The organism is Arthrobacter sp. efr-133-TYG-120, assembly GCF_030209785.1.
GTDB lineage: Bacteria > Actinomycetota > Actinomycetes > Actinomycetales > Micrococcaceae > Arthrobacter.
On sequence record NZ_JARVRI010000027.1, the window covers coordinates 30309 to 50281 of the forward strand.

Consider the following 19973-nt stretch of genomic DNA (forward strand, 5'->3'; position numbering starts at 1 on the left):
CGCAGGCCACTGGGAGCATGCCCAGCGTTCACGAAGCGCACGACGGCGGCGCGTCAGGCTTTCTTGACCCTCGCCCTCGGCTTGCTGGCCGCCTTGGCTGTGGCGCCGTCGTCGGACCCTTCAGCGGAGGACTCGTCGGACGAGCCGGCAGACGCTTTGCCGCGCTTCTTGTCGAGACTCCGTTTGAGGGCTTCCATGAGGTCGATGACCTCGCCACCTTCCCCTTCGCTGGCTGCCACACCGAACGTCTCCTCGGTGTCGATGGAGTCGCCCTTTTCGAGTTTGGCCGCGATGAGTTGGCGCAATTGAACTTGGTAGTTGTCGGTGTATTGCTCGGGCTCGAAGTCGCGCGCCATGGAATCCACCAGGGCCGAGGACATCTCAAGTTCCTTGTCCGAGATCTTGACGTCGGTTTCCAGCGAAGGGAAGTTTGCTTCGCGGACTTCGTCGTCCCAGAGCAGGGATTGGAGCATCAGCACATCGCCCCGTACCCGCAGTGCGCCCAGCCTGGTCTTCTGCCGGAGGGCGTACTGCACAATGGCCACGCGTTCGGTGTCCTGCAAAGTGCGCAGAAGAAGCATGTAGGCCTTGGGCGACTTGGAATCCGGCTCGAGATAATAGGGCCGCTCGTACATGATGGGGTCCAACTGCTCAGCTGGAACGAACTCCACAACCTCGATTTCGCGGCTGCTCTCCGCAGGCAGCGACTTCAAATCGGCCGCCGACAGCACCACGGTGCGGCCTTCCTCTTCGTAGGCCTTGTCGATATCCTCGTAATCCACAACAGAGGCGCAGATTTCGCACTTCCGCTGGTAACGGATTCGGCCCCCGTCCTTGTTGTGGACCTGGTGGAGACTGACATCGTGGTCCTCGGTGGCGCTGTAGAGCTTGACGGGTACGTTGACCAGCCCGAACGCGATAGAACCCTTCCATATGGCCCTCATGCACTAAGTGAACATCACAACACGGCGGAGGTGAAGAGGTGGCAACCAGCCAGAAGGAACGCGTCAACGTTGAAGGCCATGAACTGACGCTCACCAACCTGGGCAAAATCATCTACCCGGAGACTGGCACCACCAAGGCCGAAGTGCTCGAATACTATGCCGCCGTTGCCCCGTTCCTGATCCCGGCTGCCGCCAACCGGCCCGCCACACGGAAGCGCTGGGTCCACGGAGTAGGGACCACGTCGGATCCCGGGCCTATGTTCTTCCAGAAGAACCTGGACGACTCCACGCCGTCATGGGTTCCCCGGGTCACCATCCAGCACAGGGAACACAGCAACGTTTATCCGCTCGTCAACAACCTCGCCACGCTCACCTGGCTGGCCCAGATTGCAGCCTTGGAAATCCACGTGCCGCAATGGCAAGTGGACGCCGACGGGACCATGCTGCCGCCGGACCGCCTTGTCCTGGACCTCGACCCCGGTCCCGGCACCGGCCTTTCCGAATGCGTCGAAGTCGCCAAGTTGGCCCGCAGCATCCTGCAGGACATCGGCCTCGATCCGGTTCCTGTGACGAGCGGCAGCAAAGGGATCCATCTCTACGCCGGACTGGATGGCACCCGCAAATGGGAGCAGGTCTCCGCGTTCGCGCACGAATTGGCGCGCTCGCTTGAGGCCGACCATCCGGACCTCGTGGTCAGCGACATGAAGAAAACCCTGCGCAACGGCAAGGTGCTGGTGGATTGGAGCCAGAACAGCGGGAACAAGACCACCATCGTGCCGTACTCCCTCCGCGGTCGGGCCCACCCCATGGTCGCCGCCCCGAGGACGTGGCGCGAACTCGCCTCCCCCAAGCTCGAGCATCTGGACTTCACGGCCGTCATGGAGCGCGTCAAAGAGGGAAAGGACCCCTTCGCCGCGGTGGCGGGCGGGCACGCCACTTCGCACTCGAACGGCGGTTCCAGAACCAAGAACGACGACGGCGGCCCGCCCCACTCGCACCGCGCGGGCACCGGCGCGGCCGGCGTCAGCACCGCCGTCGGGGGCGCGGCCTTGAACCCTCGGCTGGCCAGCTACGTGGACAAGCGCGATCCGCAGCGGACCCCCGAACCGTTTCCCGCCGTCGAGCACCAAGCCGGTTCGCGCCCCCTCCAGTCCGACGCCGAACCCAATCCGCCCGGCGGAATTTTCGTCATCCAGGAGCACCATGCCCGCCGTTTCCACCTGGATTTCCGGCTGGAGCACAACGGCGTCCTGGCGTCGTGGGCCTTGCCGCGGGGCGTGCCGGACACTCCGGACAAGAACCACCTCGCGGTGCGCACGGAGGACCACCCGATGGAGTATGCGCAATTCGCGGGCATCATTCCGAAGGGCGAATACGGTGCCGGGACGGTCAGCATCTGGGACAGCGGCGAGTTCGAGTGCGAAAAATGGCGCGACGGCAAGGAAGTCATCGCTACCCTCACCGGAAAGCCCGGCGGCGGATTGCACGGGACCCGCCGCTTCGCGCTCATCCACACCGGGGAGTCGCCGTCGCAATGGCTGATCCACCTGATGAAGGACAAACCGGGCCATCGGACGGTGCTGTTGCCTGACTCCCGGCCCCAACCGATCGGGACCCCCAGCTACGCGCCCATGCTCGCAACCTCCGGGACAACCGCCGATGTCTCCTCCGGCGACTGGCTGTTTGAGCTCAAGTGGGACGGTTTCCGGGCGATCGTTTCAGGCTCGGGCGGCAAGATCAGGTTGACCAGCCGCTCGGGGATCGACATGACACCCACCTACCCCGAACTGGCGGATCCGCGCTATTGGCCTGACCACGACTTCGTGGCAGATGGCGAAATCGTCGCACTCAGCAAGAACGGCCGGCCCAGCTTCGAGCTGCTCCAGAAGCGGATGAACCTCTTCAAGCCCGGCGACGTCGAACGTGCCCGGGCCGCGGTCCCCGTGCAGCTCATGGTGTTCGATCTCCTGTACGACGCCGGGTCCCAAGGCGGCGCCGACCTCACGTCCCTGCCGCTCAGCGAGCGCCGGGAAAAGCTGGCGGAGTTCCGCGCCAAGCTGCCGGCCCAGGGCTCCCCTATCCATGTGTCCGAGATCCTGGAACATGACCTCGACGACATCCTGGCCAGCGCCGGCGAGCTTGGCTTGGAGGGCGTCATGGCCAAGCGCGCGGATAGCCGGTACCAGCCGGGGCGGCGCAGCAGGTCCTGGATCAAGCTCAAGTTGGAACGCACGCAGGAAGTGGTGGTGGGTGGCTGGCGGCCCGGCTCCGGGACGAGGCTGGGGACCATTGGCGCGTTGCTGGTGGGGATTCCCGACGGCGACAAGCTGCGCTACGCGGGCCGGGTGGGCACAGGGTTCAAGGACTGGCAACTGCGCGACATCCTGAAGCGCCTGCAAGGTCTCGATCGCCCAGACTCTCCCTTCCACGACATCCCGGCCGAGGACGCCGCCACGGCGCACTGGGTTTCCCCCGAGCTCGTGGGAGAGGTGACGTTCGGCGATTGGACCGGCACCGAGAGAATGCGCCATCCCGTCTGGCGGGGCTGGCGCCCCGACAAGTCTCCCGACGACGTCGAGCGCGCATAACCCAGGCCCGCGCGCTTACGCCTCCCGCACGTAACTCAGCCCAACTAACTGGCAGCAGATGTCGTTATGAGGGCTCAGAACGACATTAAGTGCGAGTCAGTTGGGCTGAGGAGGGTGGGTTCCTAAGAGGAGTGCGGCATCTGCGGACGGCTGGTGCGGTGGACCGCGGTGACTGCCGCCTGCTGGCCTACGCGGCCGTGGCTTGCGCCGCGGTCCTTGGGGTGCTTGGCCTTGCCGCTGACGTCCGGCCAGGCCGGTCCTTGGGTCGAGCCGAGGGCCATGGCCACCGTTGCCGGGGCTGGCATGGGCGCTTTATCCATGGACTCGACCAAGTGGCTGGCCACCTCGGAGTTGATTTGTTGCTCAACGTGCTTCGCAGCCATTGTTCTTCCTTTCTGCATTGAAACGAAGGGATTTTCCATACTAGGTGGGAGCGGTCCGCTTGTCTGCAGGATCTACCAGCGGACTTTCTTCTCGGACTTGGCCAGCTTGCCACTCGCCTGAGTGGGTTTGTGTCCTTTTCCGGTGCTTTGCCAGCCGTTCCCTGCCCCGCCACGGGACTTGCTGGCCAGCATCTCCTTCTGGGCGTCAGTCAGTTTCGATCTGACACCGGCAGCCGGGGCGATGGTTTCCTGCGCTTCTGGTTCCTGCCCGGCGTCGGTTTCGGGTGCGTTCGGTGTCATGCAGTGGACTCCTTAGAGCTCTTGATGTGCCGGAGGAGGTATCGGGACGCGACGTCCGCTGCGAGACCCTGGGTCTAGTGAAAGCAACAGGAACGGCGCGGAGGCGAAGCCTCAACAGGCATGGATTTTTGTCGGTTCAAACTCAGCGGTGACCCGCTGGCCTATTCAAAAATCAGTGTTCCCATGCACCCACCCTAGACACTCCGGGCTGTGTTTGTGAACCCCGGCTTTCGTCGAAGCCGTTTCAGGCGTGGTTCCCGCCTCCACCCTCGGCTAGCATGGCCCGGAGAGCACCCCTCGGTATCCCGAAAGGCTCTCCTATGTCAGCACCCACGTTCCAGCCGTCCCATTCCGCCGTCACGGCACGGCTCCGTTCTGCCGGTTGCGTCTTCGCCGAAGAAGAGGCCCGGCTCCTGATCGCCGCGGCGCACGCTCCCGAGGAGCTTGACCGTCTGGTAGAACAACGCGTCTCGGGTTTACCCCTTGAATACCTCCTGGGCTGGGCAGAGTTCTGCGGCCAACACATCGCCGTGGACCCTGGCGTCTTCGTCCCCCGGCGCCGCACGGAGTACCTCGTCCAGGCGGCGGCCCACCTCGCCCGGCCGGGCGCCGTCGTCGTCGATCTTTGCTGTGGTTCGGGTGCCGTCGGCGCCGCTTTGCTTGCCGCGGCGGGCGGCATCGAGCTTCACGCGGCCGACGTCGACCCCTCTGCGGTCCGCTGCGCCCGCCGTAACCTCGGCCCGGTGGGCGGCCAGGTGCACGAAGGCGATCTCTATTCGGCGCTGCCGGACGCTCTTCGCGGCCGGGTTGACGTCCTGGTGGCCAACGCTCCCTACGTCCCCACGGACTCGATCGGGATGATGCCGCCAGAGGCCCGACTGCATGAACCGCGGGTGGCGCTCGACGGCGGCTCGGATGGTTTGGATGTGCAGCGCAGGATCGCTGGGGAGGCTCCGTTGTGGCTGGCTCCCGGTGGTCGGCTGCTGATCGAAACGAGCGTCCGGCAGGCCGCGACGACGGCGGCCCTGTTCGAGGACGCCGGGCTGTCCGCGCGGGTGGTCCATTCTGGAGAATTCGATGCCACGGTGGTGTTGGGAAAACAACGGGCAATCCACCGGAAATGATCAGCAAACTGTGCGTTCCGGGGCCCTGAATCAAACAATTTGGTAACGCACCTCCGGAGCACGCCAAAATCCGCGTGATTCCGGGGCTGCAGGGGGTCCGCGGATGTCAGACATTTGTGCCCGAAAGGGTCCGGAATGGCCCCGAAATTCGGAGCCCAACTCTAAGATTGGGCGAATCTCGCGTAAAATTGAAACCCTGCCCAGAGCGGAGCAGCTGTATGTCGCAAGCAAATGATCTCCCTAGGAGAAACACAAATGCCCACAGACCGAAGCATCACCGACTCTTCAGCAGGCGCTAGGAACGCCGCTGCAACGAGCAAGAACGCACCACGCGGTGCCTCAAAATTGAAACTTCCAACACGCCGTCGACTCAAAGTATCCGACGTCAACGTCGTTGACCAGCCCATGCTGAAAAAAGCACTCGGCGGGACGATCGTCGGCAACACGATGGAATGGTACGACGTCGGCGTGTTTGGCTACCTCATCACCACGATGGGGCCGGTCTTCCTGCCCGAGGCGGACAAGTCCGTGCAGACCCTGTTCCTGCTGGGAACATTCGCCGCAACCTTCGTGGCACGCCCCCTCGGCGGCGTTGTCTTCGGGTGGTTGGGCGACAAGGTGGGCCGCCAGAAGGTGCTCGCCACAACACTCTTGCTGATGGCGGCAAGCACCTTCGCCGTCGGACTCCTGCCCGGTTACGCACAAATCGGTATCTGGGCAGCGGCACTGCTCGTCATCCTGAAGCTTGTCCAGGGTTTCTCCACCGGCGGCGAGTACGCCGGCGCCACCACGTTCGTGAGCGAGTACGCTCCGGACAAGCGCCGCGGTTTCTTCGCGAGCTTCCTGGACATGGGCTCCTACATCGGCTTCGCCCTTGGCGCGGCGCTCGTGTCCATCCTGCAGCTCACCATCGGCCAATCGGCCATGGAGGACTGGGGCTGGCGACTGCCCTTCCTCATTGCGGGTCCGCTCGGCGTCATCGCCGTGTACTTCCGTAGCAAGATCGAGGAATCACCCCAGTTCCAAGCCACTTTGGATGCCCAGGAAGCCCTCGCCGCGGACGCCGCAGCGGGCGACGCCGCGGTAGCCAAGGGTCCCATCGGCATCGTGAAGGCTTACTGGCGCCAGATCATCCTCGCCATGATCCTCGCCGCCGCCGCCAACACGGTGGGCTACATGCTGACTTCCTACATGCCCACGTACCTGACCGAGTCCAAGGGCTACGACCCCGTTCATGGCACGCTGCTGACCATCCCCGTTTTGGTCGTCATGTCAGTCTGCATCCCGTTGACGGGCAAGCTCTCCGACCGGATCGGCCGCCGGCCCGTCCTGTGGATCGGGGCCGTCAGCACGGTCGTGTTCGCTGTTCCGGCCTTCCTGCTGATCGGCATCGGCGACATTTGGTCCACGCTTGCCGGCCTGGCCCTGATCGCCTTCCCGGTCACGTTCTATATAGCCAACCTCGCCTCCGCGCTTCCGGCGCTGTTCCCGACCTCGAGCCGTTACGGGGGAATGGGCATCGCCTACAACTTCTCCGTAGCGATCTTCGGCGGCACCACGCCATTCATTGTCGCCGCCTTGATCCAAGGCACCGGCAACGACATGATGCCCGCGTATTACCTCATGGGAACGTCCGTGGTTGGCGCAATCGCCATCTACTTCCTGCGCGAATCCGCACAGCGGCCACTTCCGGGCTCCATGCCAAGCGTGGACACGCAGGCCGAAGCCCGCGAGCTGGTTGCCACCCAGGACACCAACCCGTTGATCGACCTCGACGAAATGCCGTTCGACGACGGGCCCCTCGTAGCGGCGGATCCGGACCGGGACCCGGTTCCGGCCTAGGCACACTGCCGGTCCAGACACAGGGCGGACGGGGCTGCGGGCGGCCCGCGTCTGCACAACAAGGCTGGTTATTTGTGGCGGGACCGCCACAAATAACCAGCCTTGCCGCCATTTAAGCCTTGCGGTCGGCTTTCTGCTCCTGCATCCGCTTTGCCTGCGCCTGGATCTTCGGGCCGTAGCCGCCGTTCAGGGCTGTGTCCCTGATGTGGGTTGCCTTGGCCACCCGGTCGCCGTCGGCTGCGTCCTTCAGCGCTTTCAGGTCCGCTTGCAGCGCGGCTGGAAGCTTCGCGGCCAGTTTCGGGCGCTTGTCCAGGATGAACGTGGCGATCTTCGCGGCGCGTTGGCCGTAGTTCGGTTTGCTGCTGTCACCGTTCACGAAGAACCGCAGGGCCGCCGCGAGCGGATGCCGCGCGAGAGCCGTCTTGGCCGCCGCCGTTGCCGTTGCCGTCGCTGCCGTGGCCTCGGACTGGGAGGTGGCTGCCGCCGTCGCGCTCGGGCTACTTGCGGTTGCGGCGTTGGCGGCGATCACGCCGCCGCCCAGCAGGAGGCCTGCTGCGAGGACGCTGACGACGGCGGTGCGCGCTTTGGTACGCTTGCGGCCCTCAACGGGAGTGCTGGAGCTCGGGATGGTGTTGTTCATGGTCCGTGTCCTTTGTTCCGGCCGGTGGTCGATCCGCCGGCGCTCTTCACCACACTCTGGTCCGGCCGCATGAATTGATTGTTCGGCCAATGTTCGAGGAATGTAAAACCGTCCCCGGCGGCCGACGAGGACGCTCCACAGGCTTGATCCTTGCTGTTGAATGGACGCATGGAAGACAGCCGCGGATTGGTGCTGATTGCCGAGGATGAACGGGCAATTGCCGATATCCAGCGCCTCTATCTGGGCCGCGCGGGTTTCGGTGTACACGTTGAGCGGGACGGGGTGTCCGCGTTGGCACAGATCAAGCGGCTCAAACCGGTCGCGGTGATTCTCGACGTCGGCCTGCCCGGTCTGGACGGGATCGAGCTTTGCAGGCAACTGCGGCAGGCAGAGGACTGGACGCCGGTACTGTTCGTCACGGCCCGGGATGAGGAGGTGGACCGCGTCCTTGGCCTGGAATTGGGCGCGGACGACTATCTCACCAAGCCGTTTTCGCCCTCCGAACTAGTGGCGCGGGTCAAGGCGGTCCTGCGCCGGACCGAAGGAACCCCACGTTCCAAACCGCTCGTGCTGGGCAGCGTCGAACTGGATCCGCTGAACCGGACCGCACGCGCGGGAACCGAGGAACTCACCCTGACGGCCACCGAATTCGACCTCCTCGCGTACCTCATGGCGCAGCCTGGCCGGGTCTTTTCCCGGGAGCAGCTACTGTCCGCCGTGTGGGGGCAGGCCAGTTATGCCGCCGGGCGGACAGTGGATGTGCACATCGCGCAGCTCCGTGCCAAGCTCGGCGAGCACTCCCCCATCGCGACGAGCCGCGGCGTCGGCTATTCGGCCGCGCCTCCCCATTCGTCCGTGCTCCGTCCCGGCGCCGGAGGAGCCACGTGAGGCGCTGGTTCGGCACACTGGCCGGACGCACGACGGCGGTGATCGCCGCCGTCGCGACCGTCGCCGTCGTACTTGCCGGCCTTCTGGCGGCGCAACTGGTCAACGCCACGGCGGTGGACGAAGCCAAGAAGTACCTCGCGGTCGAGGCCGATTCCCTCAGCAAGCAGTCAAGCCTTGGGAGCCTGCAGGACCTGCGCACAGATCTGCTCACGCACGGCGCGAGGCTCGCGCAAATCAGCACCGACGGCCGCGTGACAGGCGGCGGGGCGAGGCTGGTGGATGCGAAGACCGTCGCGGAGGTATTGACCGGAAAGTCGGTCTCGACGTCGGTGAACGGTCCACAGAACACCGTGGTCCTCGAAGCCCGGCCCTTGGCGGCCGGCGGAGGCGTGGTGCTGGCGCAGCCCGTGTCCGAAATCCGCGCGGCCGCCGCTCCCCTCCTGAGCCGCATGCTGATTGCCCTCGCGGTCTGCCTCGTGTTCGCCATCGTGGCCGGGGGCCTGTTGGCGCAATGGTTGAGCCGGCCGCTGGTGCGTACGGCGCATTCGGCCCATCGGCTCGCAGCCGGAGAACGATCCGTGGCCGTAGCACCCGGCGGCCCGGCCGAAGTGGTGGAGGTGTCGCAGGCGCTGGCGGCCCTCGACGCCGCGCTCCGGACCAGCGAGGACCGCCAACGCGAGTTCCTGCTCTCCATTTCGCACGAAATCCGGACACCACTTACCGCGCTGCGGGGCTACGCCGAAGCGCTTGCCGATGGCGTGGTCAGCGGAGACGACGTGAGCGGGGTCGGACGGACGCTCGTGGCCGAAACCAACCGCCTGGACCGTTTTGTCCGCGATCTCCTGGAATTGGCACGGCTTGAGTCCGATGATTTCCGCGTGGAACTCCAGCCTGTGGACGCATCCTTGATCCTGCGCGAGAGTTGGCAGGCCTGGCAAGCGGTGTGCGTCCAGAACGGAATTGCCGGTCGGCTCGAACTGCCTTCCGGGCCATTGCCGGTCCGCAGCGATGGCCAGCGCCTGCGCCAAGTGGTGGACGGCTTGCTGGAAAACGCGCTGCGCGTGACCCCTGAAAGCGCTCCCGTTGTGCTCGCCGCTTACCTTTCCGGCAACGGACTCACCGTTGAAGTGCGCGACGGCGGCCCTGGCCTCACGGAGGCGGATGCCTCCGTCGCGTTCGAACGCGGTGCGCTCTTTGCCAGATACAGCGGAGAACGGCCGGTTGGAAGCGGACTCGGTTTGTCCATCGCGGCAAGGATCGTGCAGCGGATGGGCGGTCGCATCAGTGTGCGTGCGGCGCGTGAGGGCGGCGCGGCATTTGTCGTGGAGTTGCCCGGCATTCCCGCGGGCCCCCGTCAAACGTAGACTCTGCGCATGGCTGATGTTCCGGTGGGTTCGCTGCACCACGTAGAAATTTGGGTACCCCACATCAGCCGGGCGCAGGAAGAATGGGGCTGGCTGCTGGCCGAACTGGGCTACGAACAATTCCAGGAGTGGCCCGAGGGCTGCAGTTGGAAACTCGGAGGCACGTACATCGTGATCGAACAGTCCGCGGCCCTCACGGGAAGCACGCACCGCAGGACGGAGCCCGGGCTCAACCACCTCGCCTTCCATGCCGGCACCAGGGAGAACGTGGACCGGCTCCGGGAGCTCGGCGCGGACTCGGGCTGGTACGAGATGTTCGAGAGCAAATATCCCCACGCCGGCGGGCCCGGCCACTACGCCGCCTATCTGGTGAATACCGACGGCTACGAGGTAGAGCTGGTGGCCGGCTGATCAGCCGTCTGCGGCAGTGGGGCTGAATTCGGAATCGTCTTGTTGATCTTTCCCGGAGTTACGGGCATCGGTGCGGAAGATCCAGTATTTGTAGAGGAAGAAATTCCAGGTCATTGTCGAAACCGTGGCCACTACTTTTCCACCCGCATAGGTGAGGGCGAGGCTATCGAAAAGATTGACGATGATGTCCGTTGCGAAGACGTTGAAAACGACTAGGAGGCCGTAGCGGAACATGCTGACGTGCTGCCGGTTATTGGACTGGAAAGTATATGAGCGCTGGACGAAATAGTTGAAGACGAGGCTCGCGAGGAAAGCAGCTGGCGTGGCAAACCACAGGTCAACTCCAAAGCCTTCGTGCAACAGAACCAGCAGGCCAAGATCAATGGCGAAGGAGAGCCCTCCCACGATCAAGAATTTCAAGAGGTGGCTACGGTGGACAAAGCCCACCAAGCGCGTCACTTGAGCACGCGGGTCTAGCGCCACTGTTAGCACCCCAAAATCGTCAATGTCATATAAACTGCGGCTTCCGGCGGAGACAGCCTCGCCTCAGCGACCGCAAGGCTCGATCAATCATAACGGCTCCGGTTCCAGCGAAACGCCGCGCATCGAACCGCCAAACCGTGCCGATGGCCTGTTTCGAACGGCTTCAGGCGGTCTCGTCCAGCCGGGTTGTTGGCGACCGGGTGCGATAACGTATCAGGACGATGGTTACCAATTCTCCAGCCCTGCCAAGCGCAGCACGCAGGCCGGGCGCACTGCCCACATTGCGGTTTACGTTCATTGCGTTCCCCATCATTGCCGTGCTTTCCATGATTTGGGTGTTCGCCTCACCCCTGATGTCAGTGCCCGACGAGCCGGCCCACACCATCAAAGCCGCGGCAGTCGCCCGTGGCGAGCTCACGGGAAGCTCATCAGGCAAGCAGGGCGAGCAGACTATTGTCACGGTTCCGAGATACATTTCCACCATCAGCGCCCAAGGTTGCTTCGCTTTCAAAATCGCCATGACGCCTGCGTGCGCACCTCCACTCGACCCCGCAGCGCGGGACCTCGTGCAAGCCCAAACGAGCGCCGGCAATTACAACCCGATGTACTACGCGATGGTCGGCCTTCCCTCACGGTTCATGGCGGGCGAGCCCGCGATCTACCTGATGCGCCTGATCAGTGCCCTGATCTGCTCAGTGTTCCTTGCGGCCACCATCGGCGCTGCGGCGTCATTGCGCCGTCGCTTCTGGCCAATGGCGAGCTGCCTGGTTTCCATCACGCCGATGGTGCTTTTTCTCAACGGCTCGATCAATCCCAATGCGCTTGAAGTGGTTACGACTTCTGCCTTGTTTCTCAACCTATGCGTCGTTCTCGAGAATTACCGGAATCTCAAGAACGTTCGGACGAGCATCGTTATTGTCGGGATTTCCGGAGCCGTTTTGGCCAATACCCGCGCTCTTTCGTTGCTCTGGCTGGCGGTGGCGGTAGTTTCAGCCGTGTTGATTTTCGGAATAAAGCCGATGGTCGCCGTCGTGAAGAACCGATTGGGCCTGGCCATGACCGCGCTCATCGGCCTTGGTTGCGCTGCCAGTCTCGCCTGGCTGGTCGCGGCAAATAGCCTGAGCAGCCTGACGGGTACCCCCAGTGATGTGACACCGGACCAGGCCTTCGTCACGATGCTGGACCGCTCATTCGACTATGCGTCCGGCTATATCGGAATCATGGGCTGGCTGGACACCGGCGCACCCGCCGCGGTCTACGCCTTCTGGCACTTTGCCTTTGCGGCCGTCATCATCGGCGGCCTCACCGCACGGCCTCTGCGGGCCCGGCCCGCAGTCTGGATCCTGCTTGTCGCTGTATTGATCCTGCCGCCCATCCTTCAGGCCCAGGTAATACAGCAAATTGGCTACATCTGGCAGGGCAGATACTTGCTGGCCCTGTTTGTCTTGCTTCTGCTCACCTGCGGAGTGGCCATGCGCATGCGCCCGACACCACGGGGACCATGGGCGCGTTCCCTGTCTCCGTGGCTCTTTGCCGGAGCCGTTGGCGTACACGTTTACCTCTTTGTGTTTGTCCTCCGGCGGTACACGATAGGCCTCCAAACCCATACGAACTGGACGGAAATGTTCGATCCGCTGTGGCAGCCGCCCTTCACTTGGGAAGGGCTGACAACCGCATACCTCCTGGTACTTGTTGCGGGTGCAGTCATCTCACACAGGATCCTCTTTCCGCGCATCCCGCGTTTTCCCCGGAATGTTGAGCGCAGCGAAGCCGAACTCATCACTACCTAGCGCACGGACCCCCCATCCGGGTCAGTCGAGGATGCGACAGGGGAGCTTGACGCCTTTGATCGACCAATCCGTCGGGGCGATCGGAACGATCTGCTCCGGTTCGGCCCCGGGCGTCCGGCATGCCGCTCGGGCCTGCTCGAGATGGTCCGCCCAGATTGGTCCGAACTCGCGCCCCACGGCCACGGGGAAGAAGTAGACGAGCATCAGCACGGCCAAAACGCCGAGCACCGCCGGCCGTGCAGAGCGCCCCAGAACCTCCCCCAGAAGCGGCAAGAGTGCGAGCAGGAACATGGACGGCGCAACAGCGTACCGCCCGAGGTGCAAGGCGTTCCAGCCGGCGTCGTCGAAAGCGGCGTAGTCGAGGAACGGCCGGAAGTTCAGGGCCACGGCTGCGCACGCTATGACGACCGAGCCGCCCAGGAACGCGCCTGCGGCAACCCTCTCGCGCGTTCCACCCCGAACAAGGATGAGCGCGGTCGCTGCAAGGAAGAGGACCCCCGCCAGCACCACGGGCACCCAACCGAAACGGACTACCACGCGGGATATCTGTCCGGCGGTACCGAACATTACGGCGGACGGGCCGTCGACGAACCACCCGTATACGACCGATAGCCAATTCACCGGCGGTGCGGCCGGGTTTTCGCGTGGGAACGCCAGCGTCGTGAAAACCTGCGCCCCAACGCCAACGAGGAGGGCTAGCCTCGGACCCCAAAGGCGTGCGTCCCGCAGCCTGTAGAGAAACAGGGGGACGAACACTGCGGCCTGTATTTCGGTAAGGCCCACGAGCAGCGCCGCAACCGTCAGGAGGACGCCCTCGGCCCATGTCCGGGGCCGTTTCAAAAGGAGCCACGGCGCCAAGTACAGGAAGTACCAATGCAGGTTTGCGAGGTTTCCGAGGGCCTCCTCCGGGCTGGCAGCGACCAAGACGGGCACCGCTGCGAACCCAAGCCGGACCCAGGTATTACTGGACAGCGCGGACGAGCAGTGGAACACGAGCGCGGCCACGCCGCCCACGATCAGGCACGCCGCCACGGTCACCGCGATCGCCCACGCGTCCACAGGAAGCAGTCTTACGACCAGCCACGCCACCCCGCGGGGCACGACGTGGAGGTAGCCTTGGTAGGGGGCGAAGATGCCCCGGAGGCCTGCGTCCTTGAGCACGTCATTGATGAAGATCCCGCCATCTTCGGCCCACAGGGTTCCGATAGCCGGGCCCGGGAGCCGCGCCAGCGAAATCAGTGTCGAGACCAGGACGATCGACGCGTACACCACAGGGTTCCGCGAGCGGACAGTAGGAGCGAAAAAGGCGCGACGGCGCACGGTCAGGACAGCCAAGCGGGGACCCCCAAAAGAAAATTGCAGACAGGAGGCCGATTCTACATCCTCAGCGCTTAACGCTTAGTTCCTGTTGAGGTTCGGGTTGTTGTACCTTCAACGCCGGCCTCTTCAGCTTCATCGCCGGGCGCTCTACAAAGTAGTAAGTCAAAGTGGACAAGGACAGTGTGATGGCCAGGACGAGGAGCCCGTTGAGCGGCAAGGCGAGAGTGTTTTGGCCGAACGTCCGGTGATGCCCCATTAGCCAAAAAATGACGGGCAGATGCCAGAGATAGATGCTGTAACTCATGACGCCCGTGAAGCGGAATGGCAACCATTCGAGAACACGGGCCGTCCGATTCAGGTCGTCTCCCCGGGATGACGGTAATACGACTGCGAGCAATACCAACGCCGCAGCCACCCCGGAGACCGTGGAAATTACGGGTCGGGCGAATTCAAGGGCCAGGAGCTCGATCAGCGCCGCGACCAGGACTAGTGCTGCCTTGACCCGGGTCTGCACCCGCTCCACGCCGCGTTCGTGGATCACGACCACTGCCACGGCGGCGAGCATTCCGTATCCAAAGAGATCCGCCTGCGCAAGGAAGCTCCGAAGGAAGACTGCACTGCCAGTCTGCCCGAAGCCGAAGTTCGCTGCATCGATCGGGCTCATTCGGCTTGCCGCGTCACTGGCCCAAAGCGTAATGCCCAGGCCGACGATGACCATGGCAAGCGGCGCGCACACCAAGGCGGCAGTCTTCCTCGATCCTTTTCGAATCCTCCACAGGGCAAGAAAGGCCACCAAGGGCAGGACAAAATAGAAGGTGATCTCAGCCGTCAATGACCACGACACCGGCAGGCCGCTCATGACGTACTCCGGAATGAACATGTGAACAAGAAGTACGTTGGCTGCGATCTTGAGGGGATCCGTGAGCCTGCCGATGTTTTCCGGGCCGAACCCGTGAGTGCTGCCGTGAAGGTACACGGAACCGACGAAGAGTCCGGTGACAACGAAGATCACGATGTACGCGGGATAAATCCGCAGCAGCCTGTTGTATGCATAGCGGCGGATGGACGGCAGCTGCCTGCCCTGCACGATCGCGGAAACGAAGGGCCTGTACAACAGGAAGCCGGAGAGAATGAAGAACAGGGTGAGGCCCTGGTTGCAAAGCGAAAAGAGAATTTCCAACGGCCCGGTCTGCACTTGGAATGAGGTCGTCAAAGCAAGGTGGTAAACCATCACCGATAGGGCCGCAATGCCTCGGAGGCCTTCGATTCCGGCAAGGCGACGACCCCACGATGGACGTACGGTAATGGTGTCCTGCACGGGCGGTTCCCCTCAAAAGGCGGCTGCGTGATCCTGTGGGAGCTTACAGGATTCACTCAGCTGTGGTTCACTCGAGCGGAATATTGCCGCGCAAAACAATCAGGTTCGGGCCGCCTCACTCAGTTCCCGGACCTGGGTTCTGCAGCCTGTCCTTGAGTGTCGCGGTATCCACGCCCAGGTTATGGAGCAGGACGGCGGCCGGATCCGGTTCGCGCCGCTCCAGCAGTGCGAGCAAGAGGTGCCGCGTGCTGATCCTGCGGGCCTTCTCCCGGGTGGTCAGCATCAGTGAGTCCTGAATGACTGAGCGGGCGGCCGAGGTGAAGGTAGTCCGGCTGCTTCCCTTCGGCGCATTCAGCGGGCCGAAGTCCCCCAGCGTCACGCCAACGGCTTCCAGCGCCTGCTGGTCGAGGGCATCGAGCTGGGCGCGGGCGGATTCGAGGTCCGTTTCCAACGTCCGGCAGCTCCCGGGGTCGTGAAGCAATCCCAGCAGCAAATGGTCCGTGCCGATTCTCCGGTCTCCACGGCGTTTGGCTTCCTCGGCGCCGGCATGGACAGCGGTCCTGGCTTCGCCGGCAAATCGTTCAAACATGGCAGACTCACTTTCCGTATTTGGCGTGGACCGACTGCTTGGAGACGCCCAAGGCATCACCTATTTGCTCCCAGGACCAACCGTGCTCCCGCGCGAGGGCCACGTTGGTGGCCTCCACCTTCTCAGCCAAGCGATGCAGGGCACCAACGGCGCGGAGCCCGATTGCCGGGTCCGTCGCCGGGATGTGGGAAGTCAGCTCATCACCATTCATGCTGTCAGTTTGGACTGACGGCACAGGCCTGTCAATACAGACTGACAGAATCTTCCTGTCCGCGGATCGGCCTGACGCGCCGCCGCATGGCGATCCTGGGCCAACGGCTCAGGCCCACCAAGCCCTCGCATTCGAGGATGCCCCGGAGTCCATCGTCCAACAGCTCCGGGCCCAGCTCCTCGAAACCCAGCCTGCGATAGTAGGGCGCATTCCACGGAACATCCCGGAAAGTGGTCAGGGTCAGCCACTCCAAGCCCTCGGCCTGAGCCCACTTTTCGGCAACATCGAGCAGCTCGCTCCCCAGACCTTGCCGCGCATGCGACGGATGGACGCTCAATTGCTCCACGTGCGCATTGCCGTCGAGGTGCTCAATCAGAAGATAGGCCACGGGAACATCTGACGTGTCGGCAAAGACCAAGGCACCACCGCGCGCCTGGTAGAGAGCCATTTCCGTAACGGTCAATGGCTCGTCGTCTGCGATGGCGTCCATTCCACAGGAGCGGAAGATCTCCCCCGCGGCGAACTCGATCCCCCGGAGCCGTTCCAGTTCGTCCGCGCGGGCCGTCCTGATCATGCGGCGGCACCGCTGCGGGCAAGGTATTCGTTGCGCTGTTCGATGAGGTTCCGCAGGTATCGCCCGAGGAAAGCCTTCTCCGCAATCCGGCCCACAACGCCGAAAGGCGCCGCGAACTCGACGCGATCGATCATGAGCGTGCCGCCGTCGTCGGGAATGAACTCGTGCACGTGCCGGAAGAAGCGAAAGGGGCCACGCACTTGCTCGTCCGTAAACGATTCAGGGAATCGAAACCGGGTGATGCGGCTGCTCATTCGCAGAGGTACAGCGAAATGCCAGGCCTGCCAGGTGACCTCGTCGCCTTCCGAGAGCAGTCCGGACACGACGCCGGCAACCGCACGTTCCCGGGACTTGGCCATGGAGCCGACGTGCGCGTCGACATTGCGGGAGAGATCGAAGAGCTCCCCGGGTTCCATTCCGATATGCGTACGGCATGTGAACGACACAGTCATGCTTCGATCCTGCCACCGTTTCAAAACACCCGTCGACCCGACTAGCTCGCAGTTAATGTCGTTATGGAGGCTCAAAACGACATCTACTGCGAGGGCCCACGCCGCCAGGGTTCCCTGGCCGAGCTTGCGAGGCGAGGGTGGCGGTGGGGACTAGTTGGGTGGGGACGCACAAGGAAACGTTGTGACCCAGCTAATGGCGCAGATCGTGGGGTGCTGATAACTTCCGAATGATCGGCTGAGTTGATTGGTGGTGTCCCGTTGCGATCAATCATTGCCCATGCCCGTGCGCTTCATACCGTTCCACCGGCAAGCAACGATCACCTTGCCGCCGTCCGCGTCGCACTGAGCGTCGCCGTGCCGGCACTTGTGCTTCTTGCGATTGGCCGGGCGGACCTCATCATCTACGCCGTATTCGGCGCCCTGACCGGCATGTACGGTCGTGCCGAATCGCACCAACTGCGGCTCAAGCACCAGGCCCAGGCCGCCGCCGTGCTCCTGGCCGGCGTCTCGGTGGGCACGTTCTTGTCCGTCTCCCATATCCATTCATGGGGATTGGTGGTAGTCGAGGCGCTCCTGGCGGGTGTTGGCTCGCTGTTCTCGGACAAGGTTCGGCTCAAACCCAACGGCCCGTTCTTCGGAATCCTGGCCCTTGGAGCATGCGGGTCCGTCCCCGCGCACGTCCCGTTCCTTGCCGCGGTCCTGATCTGCGCGGCATCGGCAGCGTTTTCGATGGTGGTGGGTTTCGCCGGGTGGCTCCGGTACCGGGTGTGGGAACGTGGCGCCGTCCGGGACATTCCGGCATCCTCGGCGCGGCTGCGCCAAGCAGCCGGACTCCACGCGGCCCGGTATGTGCTCGCCGTCGGCGCGGCAGGTGCTTGCGGAGTGCTCACGGGCAGCGGGCATCCGCACTGGGCGATGGCCGCGGCCGCCGTTCCGCTGGCCGGAGCCGATGTGCCGAGCCGCCTGCACCGCGGCATTCACCGTATCGTGGGGACGTTCCTCGGATTGGCGATTGTCGCCGTCGTGCTCTTTCCAGGACCGCTGTCCCCGCTGCACTATTTCCCCGGGCAAACCGCCCTCATCCTTGCCCTGCTGGTGATCGGGTTCCAGTTCCCCACCGAGTTGTTCATGGCCCGGCATTACGGCTGGGCCATGGTGTTCTTCACTCCGGTCATCCTGCTCATGACTCAGTTGGCGGCGCCCGCGGATCCCGGCGTGCTCGTCCTGGAACGCGGGGTGGAGACGTTCGTGGGAGCCGTGATCGGGATCGCGGTGGCGGTGCTGGTCCAGGCGCCCCGGCTTACTTCGCGGGCCCGGATTGCTTCGCGGCGAGGCGGGGCGGACCCGACGTAAGCTTCGCCGGCAGGAAGCGCATGACGGCGGTGATCGCTTTGTAGCGCTTCGACGGAATGGAAATCCCTTTGCCCTTGGCGTTGTCTTCCAACCCTTCCCGGACAACGCGCTCGGCGTTAAGCCACAAAAAGCGCGGAGCCACCGACTTGTCCATGCCCATGCGATCGTGGAACTCCGTGTGGGTGAAGCCCGGGCACACCGCGGTGACTTTCACGCCGCTGCCGGCATACGCGGTGTTCGCCCAACGGCTGAAGCTGACCTGCCAAGCCTTGGCCGCCGAATAGCTTCCCCGGTTCGCGAATGCCGCAACGCTCGCAACGTTGATGATCCTGCCCGACTTGCGTGCCAACATCACCCCCAACGCCGCGTGGCACAGCTCCATGGGCGTCTGGACATGCAGCCGCAAATGCCGCTTTTCGTCTTCCACATCGTTCTTCTCGAAAGAATTCAGCAAACCGATTCCGGCATTGTTGACCAGCACGTCCACCGGCCGCGAAGCGTCCCGCAGCCTGGCCACGACAGCCGCAACCCCGACGTCGGAGGTCAAGTCGGCGGGCACCACCTCCACAGAGATACTGAAGTCCCGTTCAAGCACCTCGGCGCTTGACCTCAGCCGGGTTTCGTCGCGGGCCACGAGGACCAGGTGGTGGCCGGATTCGGCCAGCTGACGGGCGAATTGCGCACCGAGCCCGGCAGTAGCACCGGTGACCAGGGCGGTGAGTTCGTTGGCACGAGTTGTCATGCGCCCAGACTAGTCCCGTTGACGCTCCGTGTGGTGATGCACGTCCCGGCCGTCAAATGCCATCTCGACGGCGGTACTCGTACGTTTTCGGTGCTCGCGGTAGTTTGCCTCAAAAGTGCGCCTTTCGAGCCTCTGTGGGGGCCACGGCACACCAACCGGGAGGAACAGACCATGGACGAGGCTCATGGCAGGATTGAATTCCGCGAAATCGACGAGCACGGGAATGCGCTGGAGCATCACCTAGGCGCGGTCGAGGTACCTCAGCGGAGGGCCGCGGTGAATCCGTTCATCATCGGGCTATGGGTGCTCGAGCTGCCGCTCGTCATAGGCATCATGGTGATCATCAATGAGGCGATGGCCCCGCTCACCCCCACTCCGGGAAATACGATGCCGTTCCCGTTCATCCTGATGAACATGACCCCGCAGCTTCTCCAAGCCACCGCTCTGATCCTGGCGACGCTTCTGTTCTGGCACGCCTGGCAATGGCAGAAAAGGAAGGCACAAAAGTAGGCACCTACACCGCGACGGTGGCCCGCCCGGGGCGGCAGTTCGGCCCGATTACAGCAAAGACGGAAAGTGGCGTGCGGCTGGGGGTGTGAATCGTGTCGCGAACTTCGCAAATTGTTTCCGAATCAGAGATCGGCTGGCTCAATGCCG

General features: G+C 63.8%; 21 protein-coding genes. 9 read left to right on the forward strand and 12 right to left on the reverse strand.

What is annotated here, in order from left to right:
• Positions 1–53: 53 nt before the first annotated feature.
• A complete protein-coding gene (ku, locus tag QRN51_RS15725) occupies positions 54–944 on the reverse strand; it encodes a non-homologous end joining protein Ku (protein ID WP_059388401.1) in 891 nt (296 codons plus the stop codon).
• Between the two features lie 38 nt (positions 945–982).
• Between ku and QRN51_RS15730 the strand changes: the two genes are divergently transcribed.
• Positions 983–3532, forward strand: a complete 2550-nt coding sequence (locus tag QRN51_RS15730; RefSeq protein WP_284990777.1) for an ATP-dependent DNA ligase — start codon at positions 983–985, stop codon at positions 3530–3532.
• Between the two features lie 122 nt (positions 3533–3654).
• Here QRN51_RS15730 and QRN51_RS15735 read toward each other — a convergent pair whose 3' ends face one another.
• Both QRN51_RS15735 and QRN51_RS15740 read right to left on the reverse strand, forming a co-directional pair.
• A complete protein-coding gene (locus QRN51_RS15735; RefSeq protein WP_284990778.1) occupies positions 3655–3915 on the reverse strand; it encodes a hypothetical protein in 261 nt (86 codons plus the stop codon).
• Between the two features lie 72 nt (positions 3916–3987).
• Positions 3988–4215: a hypothetical protein gene (locus QRN51_RS15740; protein ID WP_284990779.1), complete on the reverse strand. Its 228-nt coding sequence runs from the start codon at positions 4213–4215 to the stop codon at positions 3988–3990.
• 320 nt (positions 4216–4535) lie between these two features.
• On the opposite strand from QRN51_RS15740, the gene QRN51_RS15745 reads away from it, so the two are divergent.
• On the forward strand, positions 4536–5339 hold the full coding sequence (locus QRN51_RS15745) for a putative protein N(5)-glutamine methyltransferase (RefSeq protein WP_284990780.1): 804 nt from the start codon (positions 4536–4538) through the stop codon (positions 5337–5339).
• Positions 5340–5594: 255 nt separating this feature from the next.
• A complete protein-coding gene (locus tag QRN51_RS15750) occupies positions 5595–7181 on the forward strand; it encodes an MFS transporter (protein ID WP_059388399.1) in 1587 nt (528 codons plus the stop codon).
• Between the two features lie 112 nt (positions 7182–7293).
• Here the strand turns inward: QRN51_RS15750 and QRN51_RS15755 are convergent, their stop codons facing one another.
• Entirely contained in the window at positions 7294–7821 is a 528-nt protein-coding gene (locus tag QRN51_RS15755) for a hypothetical protein (protein WP_284990782.1), read from the reverse strand.
• A 168-nt stretch (positions 7822–7989) separates the two neighbouring features.
• Between QRN51_RS15755 and QRN51_RS15760 the strand changes: the two genes are divergently transcribed.
• From QRN51_RS15760 to QRN51_RS15770, 3 genes are read left to right on the forward strand one after another with little or no spacing between them, the layout of a single operon-like run.
• Positions 7990–8709, forward strand: a complete 720-nt coding sequence (locus QRN51_RS15760) for a response regulator transcription factor (RefSeq protein WP_059388398.1) — start codon at positions 7990–7992, stop codon at positions 8707–8709.
• Positions 8706–10073 (forward strand): sensor histidine kinase, encoded by a 1368-nt coding sequence (locus QRN51_RS15765; protein WP_284990783.1) that lies wholly within the window; start codon positions 8706–8708, stop codon positions 10071–10073. The genes QRN51_RS15760 and QRN51_RS15765 overlap by 4 nt, the downstream gene beginning before the upstream one ends.
• 9 nt (positions 10074–10082) lie before the next feature.
• Positions 10083–10484, forward strand: coding sequence for a VOC family protein (locus tag QRN51_RS15770; RefSeq protein WP_284990784.1), 402 nt, complete (start codon positions 10083–10085; stop codon positions 10482–10484).
• On the opposite strand, the gene QRN51_RS15775 is transcribed toward QRN51_RS15770, so the two are convergent.
• A complete protein-coding gene (locus tag QRN51_RS15775) occupies positions 10485–10904 on the reverse strand; it encodes a GtrA family protein (RefSeq protein ID WP_284990786.1) in 420 nt (139 codons plus the stop codon). It abuts the gene before it with no gap.
• 284 nt (positions 10905–11188) lie between these two features.
• Between QRN51_RS15775 and QRN51_RS15780 the strand changes: the two genes are divergently transcribed.
• Positions 11189–12757 (forward strand): DUF2142 domain-containing protein, encoded by a 1569-nt coding sequence (locus tag QRN51_RS15780; RefSeq protein WP_284990787.1) that lies wholly within the window; start codon positions 11189–11191, stop codon positions 12755–12757.
• Between the two features lie 21 nt (positions 12758–12778).
• Here the strand turns inward: QRN51_RS15780 and QRN51_RS15785 are convergent, their stop codons facing one another.
• From QRN51_RS15785 to QRN51_RS15810, 6 genes are all read right to left on the reverse strand, one after another.
• A complete protein-coding gene (locus QRN51_RS15785; RefSeq protein ID WP_284990788.1) occupies positions 12779–14092 on the reverse strand; it encodes a hypothetical protein in 1314 nt (437 codons plus the stop codon).
• A 49-nt stretch (positions 14093–14141) separates the two neighbouring features.
• Positions 14142–15395 (reverse strand): acyltransferase family protein, encoded by a 1254-nt coding sequence (locus QRN51_RS15790; protein ID WP_284990789.1) that lies wholly within the window; start codon positions 15393–15395, stop codon positions 14142–14144.
• A 115-nt stretch (positions 15396–15510) separates the two neighbouring features.
• Positions 15511–15984 carry a Clp protease N-terminal domain-containing protein gene (locus tag QRN51_RS15795; protein ID WP_284990791.1) on the reverse strand — a complete coding sequence of 158 codons (474 nt, stop codon included), beginning with the start codon at positions 15982–15984 and terminating at the stop codon, positions 15511–15513.
• A 7-nt stretch (positions 15985–15991) separates the two neighbouring features.
• Positions 15992–16195 carry a hypothetical protein gene (locus QRN51_RS15800; RefSeq protein ID WP_284990792.1) on the reverse strand — a complete coding sequence of 68 codons (204 nt, stop codon included), beginning with the start codon at positions 16193–16195 and terminating at the stop codon, positions 15992–15994.
• A gap of 31 nt (positions 16196–16226) precedes the next feature.
• Positions 16227–16769 (reverse strand): GNAT family N-acetyltransferase, encoded by a 543-nt coding sequence (locus QRN51_RS15805; RefSeq protein ID WP_284990794.1) that lies wholly within the window; start codon positions 16767–16769, stop codon positions 16227–16229.
• Positions 16766–17221: an SRPBCC family protein gene (locus QRN51_RS15810; RefSeq protein ID WP_284990795.1), complete on the reverse strand. Its 456-nt coding sequence runs from the start codon at positions 17219–17221 to the stop codon at positions 16766–16768. Before QRN51_RS15810 ends, QRN51_RS15805 begins: the two co-directional genes overlap by 4 nt.
• A gap of 258 nt (positions 17222–17479) precedes the next feature.
• Here QRN51_RS15810 and QRN51_RS15815 point away from each other — a divergent pair, with 258 nt between their 5' ends.
• Positions 17480–18574, forward strand: a complete 1095-nt coding sequence (locus QRN51_RS15815) for an FUSC family protein (RefSeq protein ID WP_284990796.1) — start codon at positions 17480–17482, stop codon at positions 18572–18574.
• On the opposite strand, the gene QRN51_RS15820 is transcribed toward QRN51_RS15815, so the two are convergent.
• Positions 18522–19316 (reverse strand): SDR family NAD(P)-dependent oxidoreductase, encoded by a 795-nt coding sequence (locus QRN51_RS15820; protein ID WP_284990797.1) that lies wholly within the window; start codon positions 19314–19316, stop codon positions 18522–18524. The two genes, QRN51_RS15815 and QRN51_RS15820, sit on opposite strands and share 53 nt — an antisense overlap.
• A 171-nt stretch (positions 19317–19487) precedes the next feature.
• Between QRN51_RS15820 and QRN51_RS15825 the strand changes: the two genes are divergently transcribed.
• Entirely contained in the window at positions 19488–19826 is a 339-nt protein-coding gene (locus tag QRN51_RS15825; RefSeq protein WP_284990799.1) for a hypothetical protein, read from the forward strand.
• The last annotated feature ends 147 nt before the right edge of the window (positions 19827–19973 follow it).

Bases quoted from the DNA above. Each gene is read 5' to 3' on its own strand.
- QRN51_RS15810 (WP_284990795.1), bottom strand. From the start codon at position 17,221: ATGACTGTGTCGTTCACATGCCGTACGCATATCGGAATGGAACCCGGG.
- QRN51_RS15735 (WP_284990778.1), bottom strand. From the start codon at position 3,915: ATGGCTGCGAAGCACGTTGAGCAACAAATCAACTCCGAGGTGGCCAGC.
- QRN51_RS15795 (WP_284990791.1), bottom strand. From the start codon at position 15,984: ATGTTTGAACGATTTGCCGGCGAAGCCAGGACCGCTGTCCATGCCGGC.
- QRN51_RS15745 (WP_284990780.1), top strand. From the start codon at position 4,536: ATGTCAGCACCCACGTTCCAGCCGTCCCATTCCGCCGTCACGGCACGG.
- QRN51_RS15755 (WP_284990782.1), bottom strand. From the start codon at position 7,821: ATGAACAACACCATCCCGAGCTCCAGCACTCCCGTTGAGGGCCGCAAG.
- QRN51_RS15780 (WP_284990787.1), top strand. From the start codon at position 11,189: ATGGTTACCAATTCTCCAGCCCTGCCAAGCGCAGCACGCAGGCCGGGC.
- QRN51_RS15800 (WP_284990792.1), bottom strand. From the start codon at position 16,195: ATGAATGGTGATGAGCTGACTTCCCACATCCCGGCGACGGACCCGGCA.
- QRN51_RS15820 (WP_284990797.1), bottom strand. From the start codon at position 19,316: ATGACAACTCGTGCCAACGAACTCACCGCCCTGGTCACCGGTGCTACT.
- QRN51_RS15770 (WP_284990784.1), top strand. From the start codon at position 10,083: ATGGCTGATGTTCCGGTGGGTTCGCTGCACCACGTAGAAATTTGGGTA.
- QRN51_RS15760 (WP_059388398.1), top strand. From the start codon at position 7,990: ATGGAAGACAGCCGCGGATTGGTGCTGATTGCCGAGGATGAACGGGCA.
- QRN51_RS15805 (WP_284990794.1), bottom strand. From the start codon at position 16,769: ATGATCAGGACGGCCCGCGCGGACGAACTGGAACGGCTCCGGGGGATC.
- ku (WP_059388401.1), bottom strand. From the start codon at position 944: ATGAGGGCCATATGGAAGGGTTCTATCGCGTTCGGGCTGGTCAACGTA.
- QRN51_RS15750 (WP_059388399.1), top strand. From the start codon at position 5,595: ATGCCCACAGACCGAAGCATCACCGACTCTTCAGCAGGCGCTAGGAAC.
- QRN51_RS15740 (WP_284990779.1), bottom strand. From the start codon at position 4,215: ATGACACCGAACGCACCCGAAACCGACGCCGGGCAGGAACCAGAAGCG.
- QRN51_RS15825 (WP_284990799.1), top strand. From the start codon at position 19,488: ATGGACGAGGCTCATGGCAGGATTGAATTCCGCGAAATCGACGAGCAC.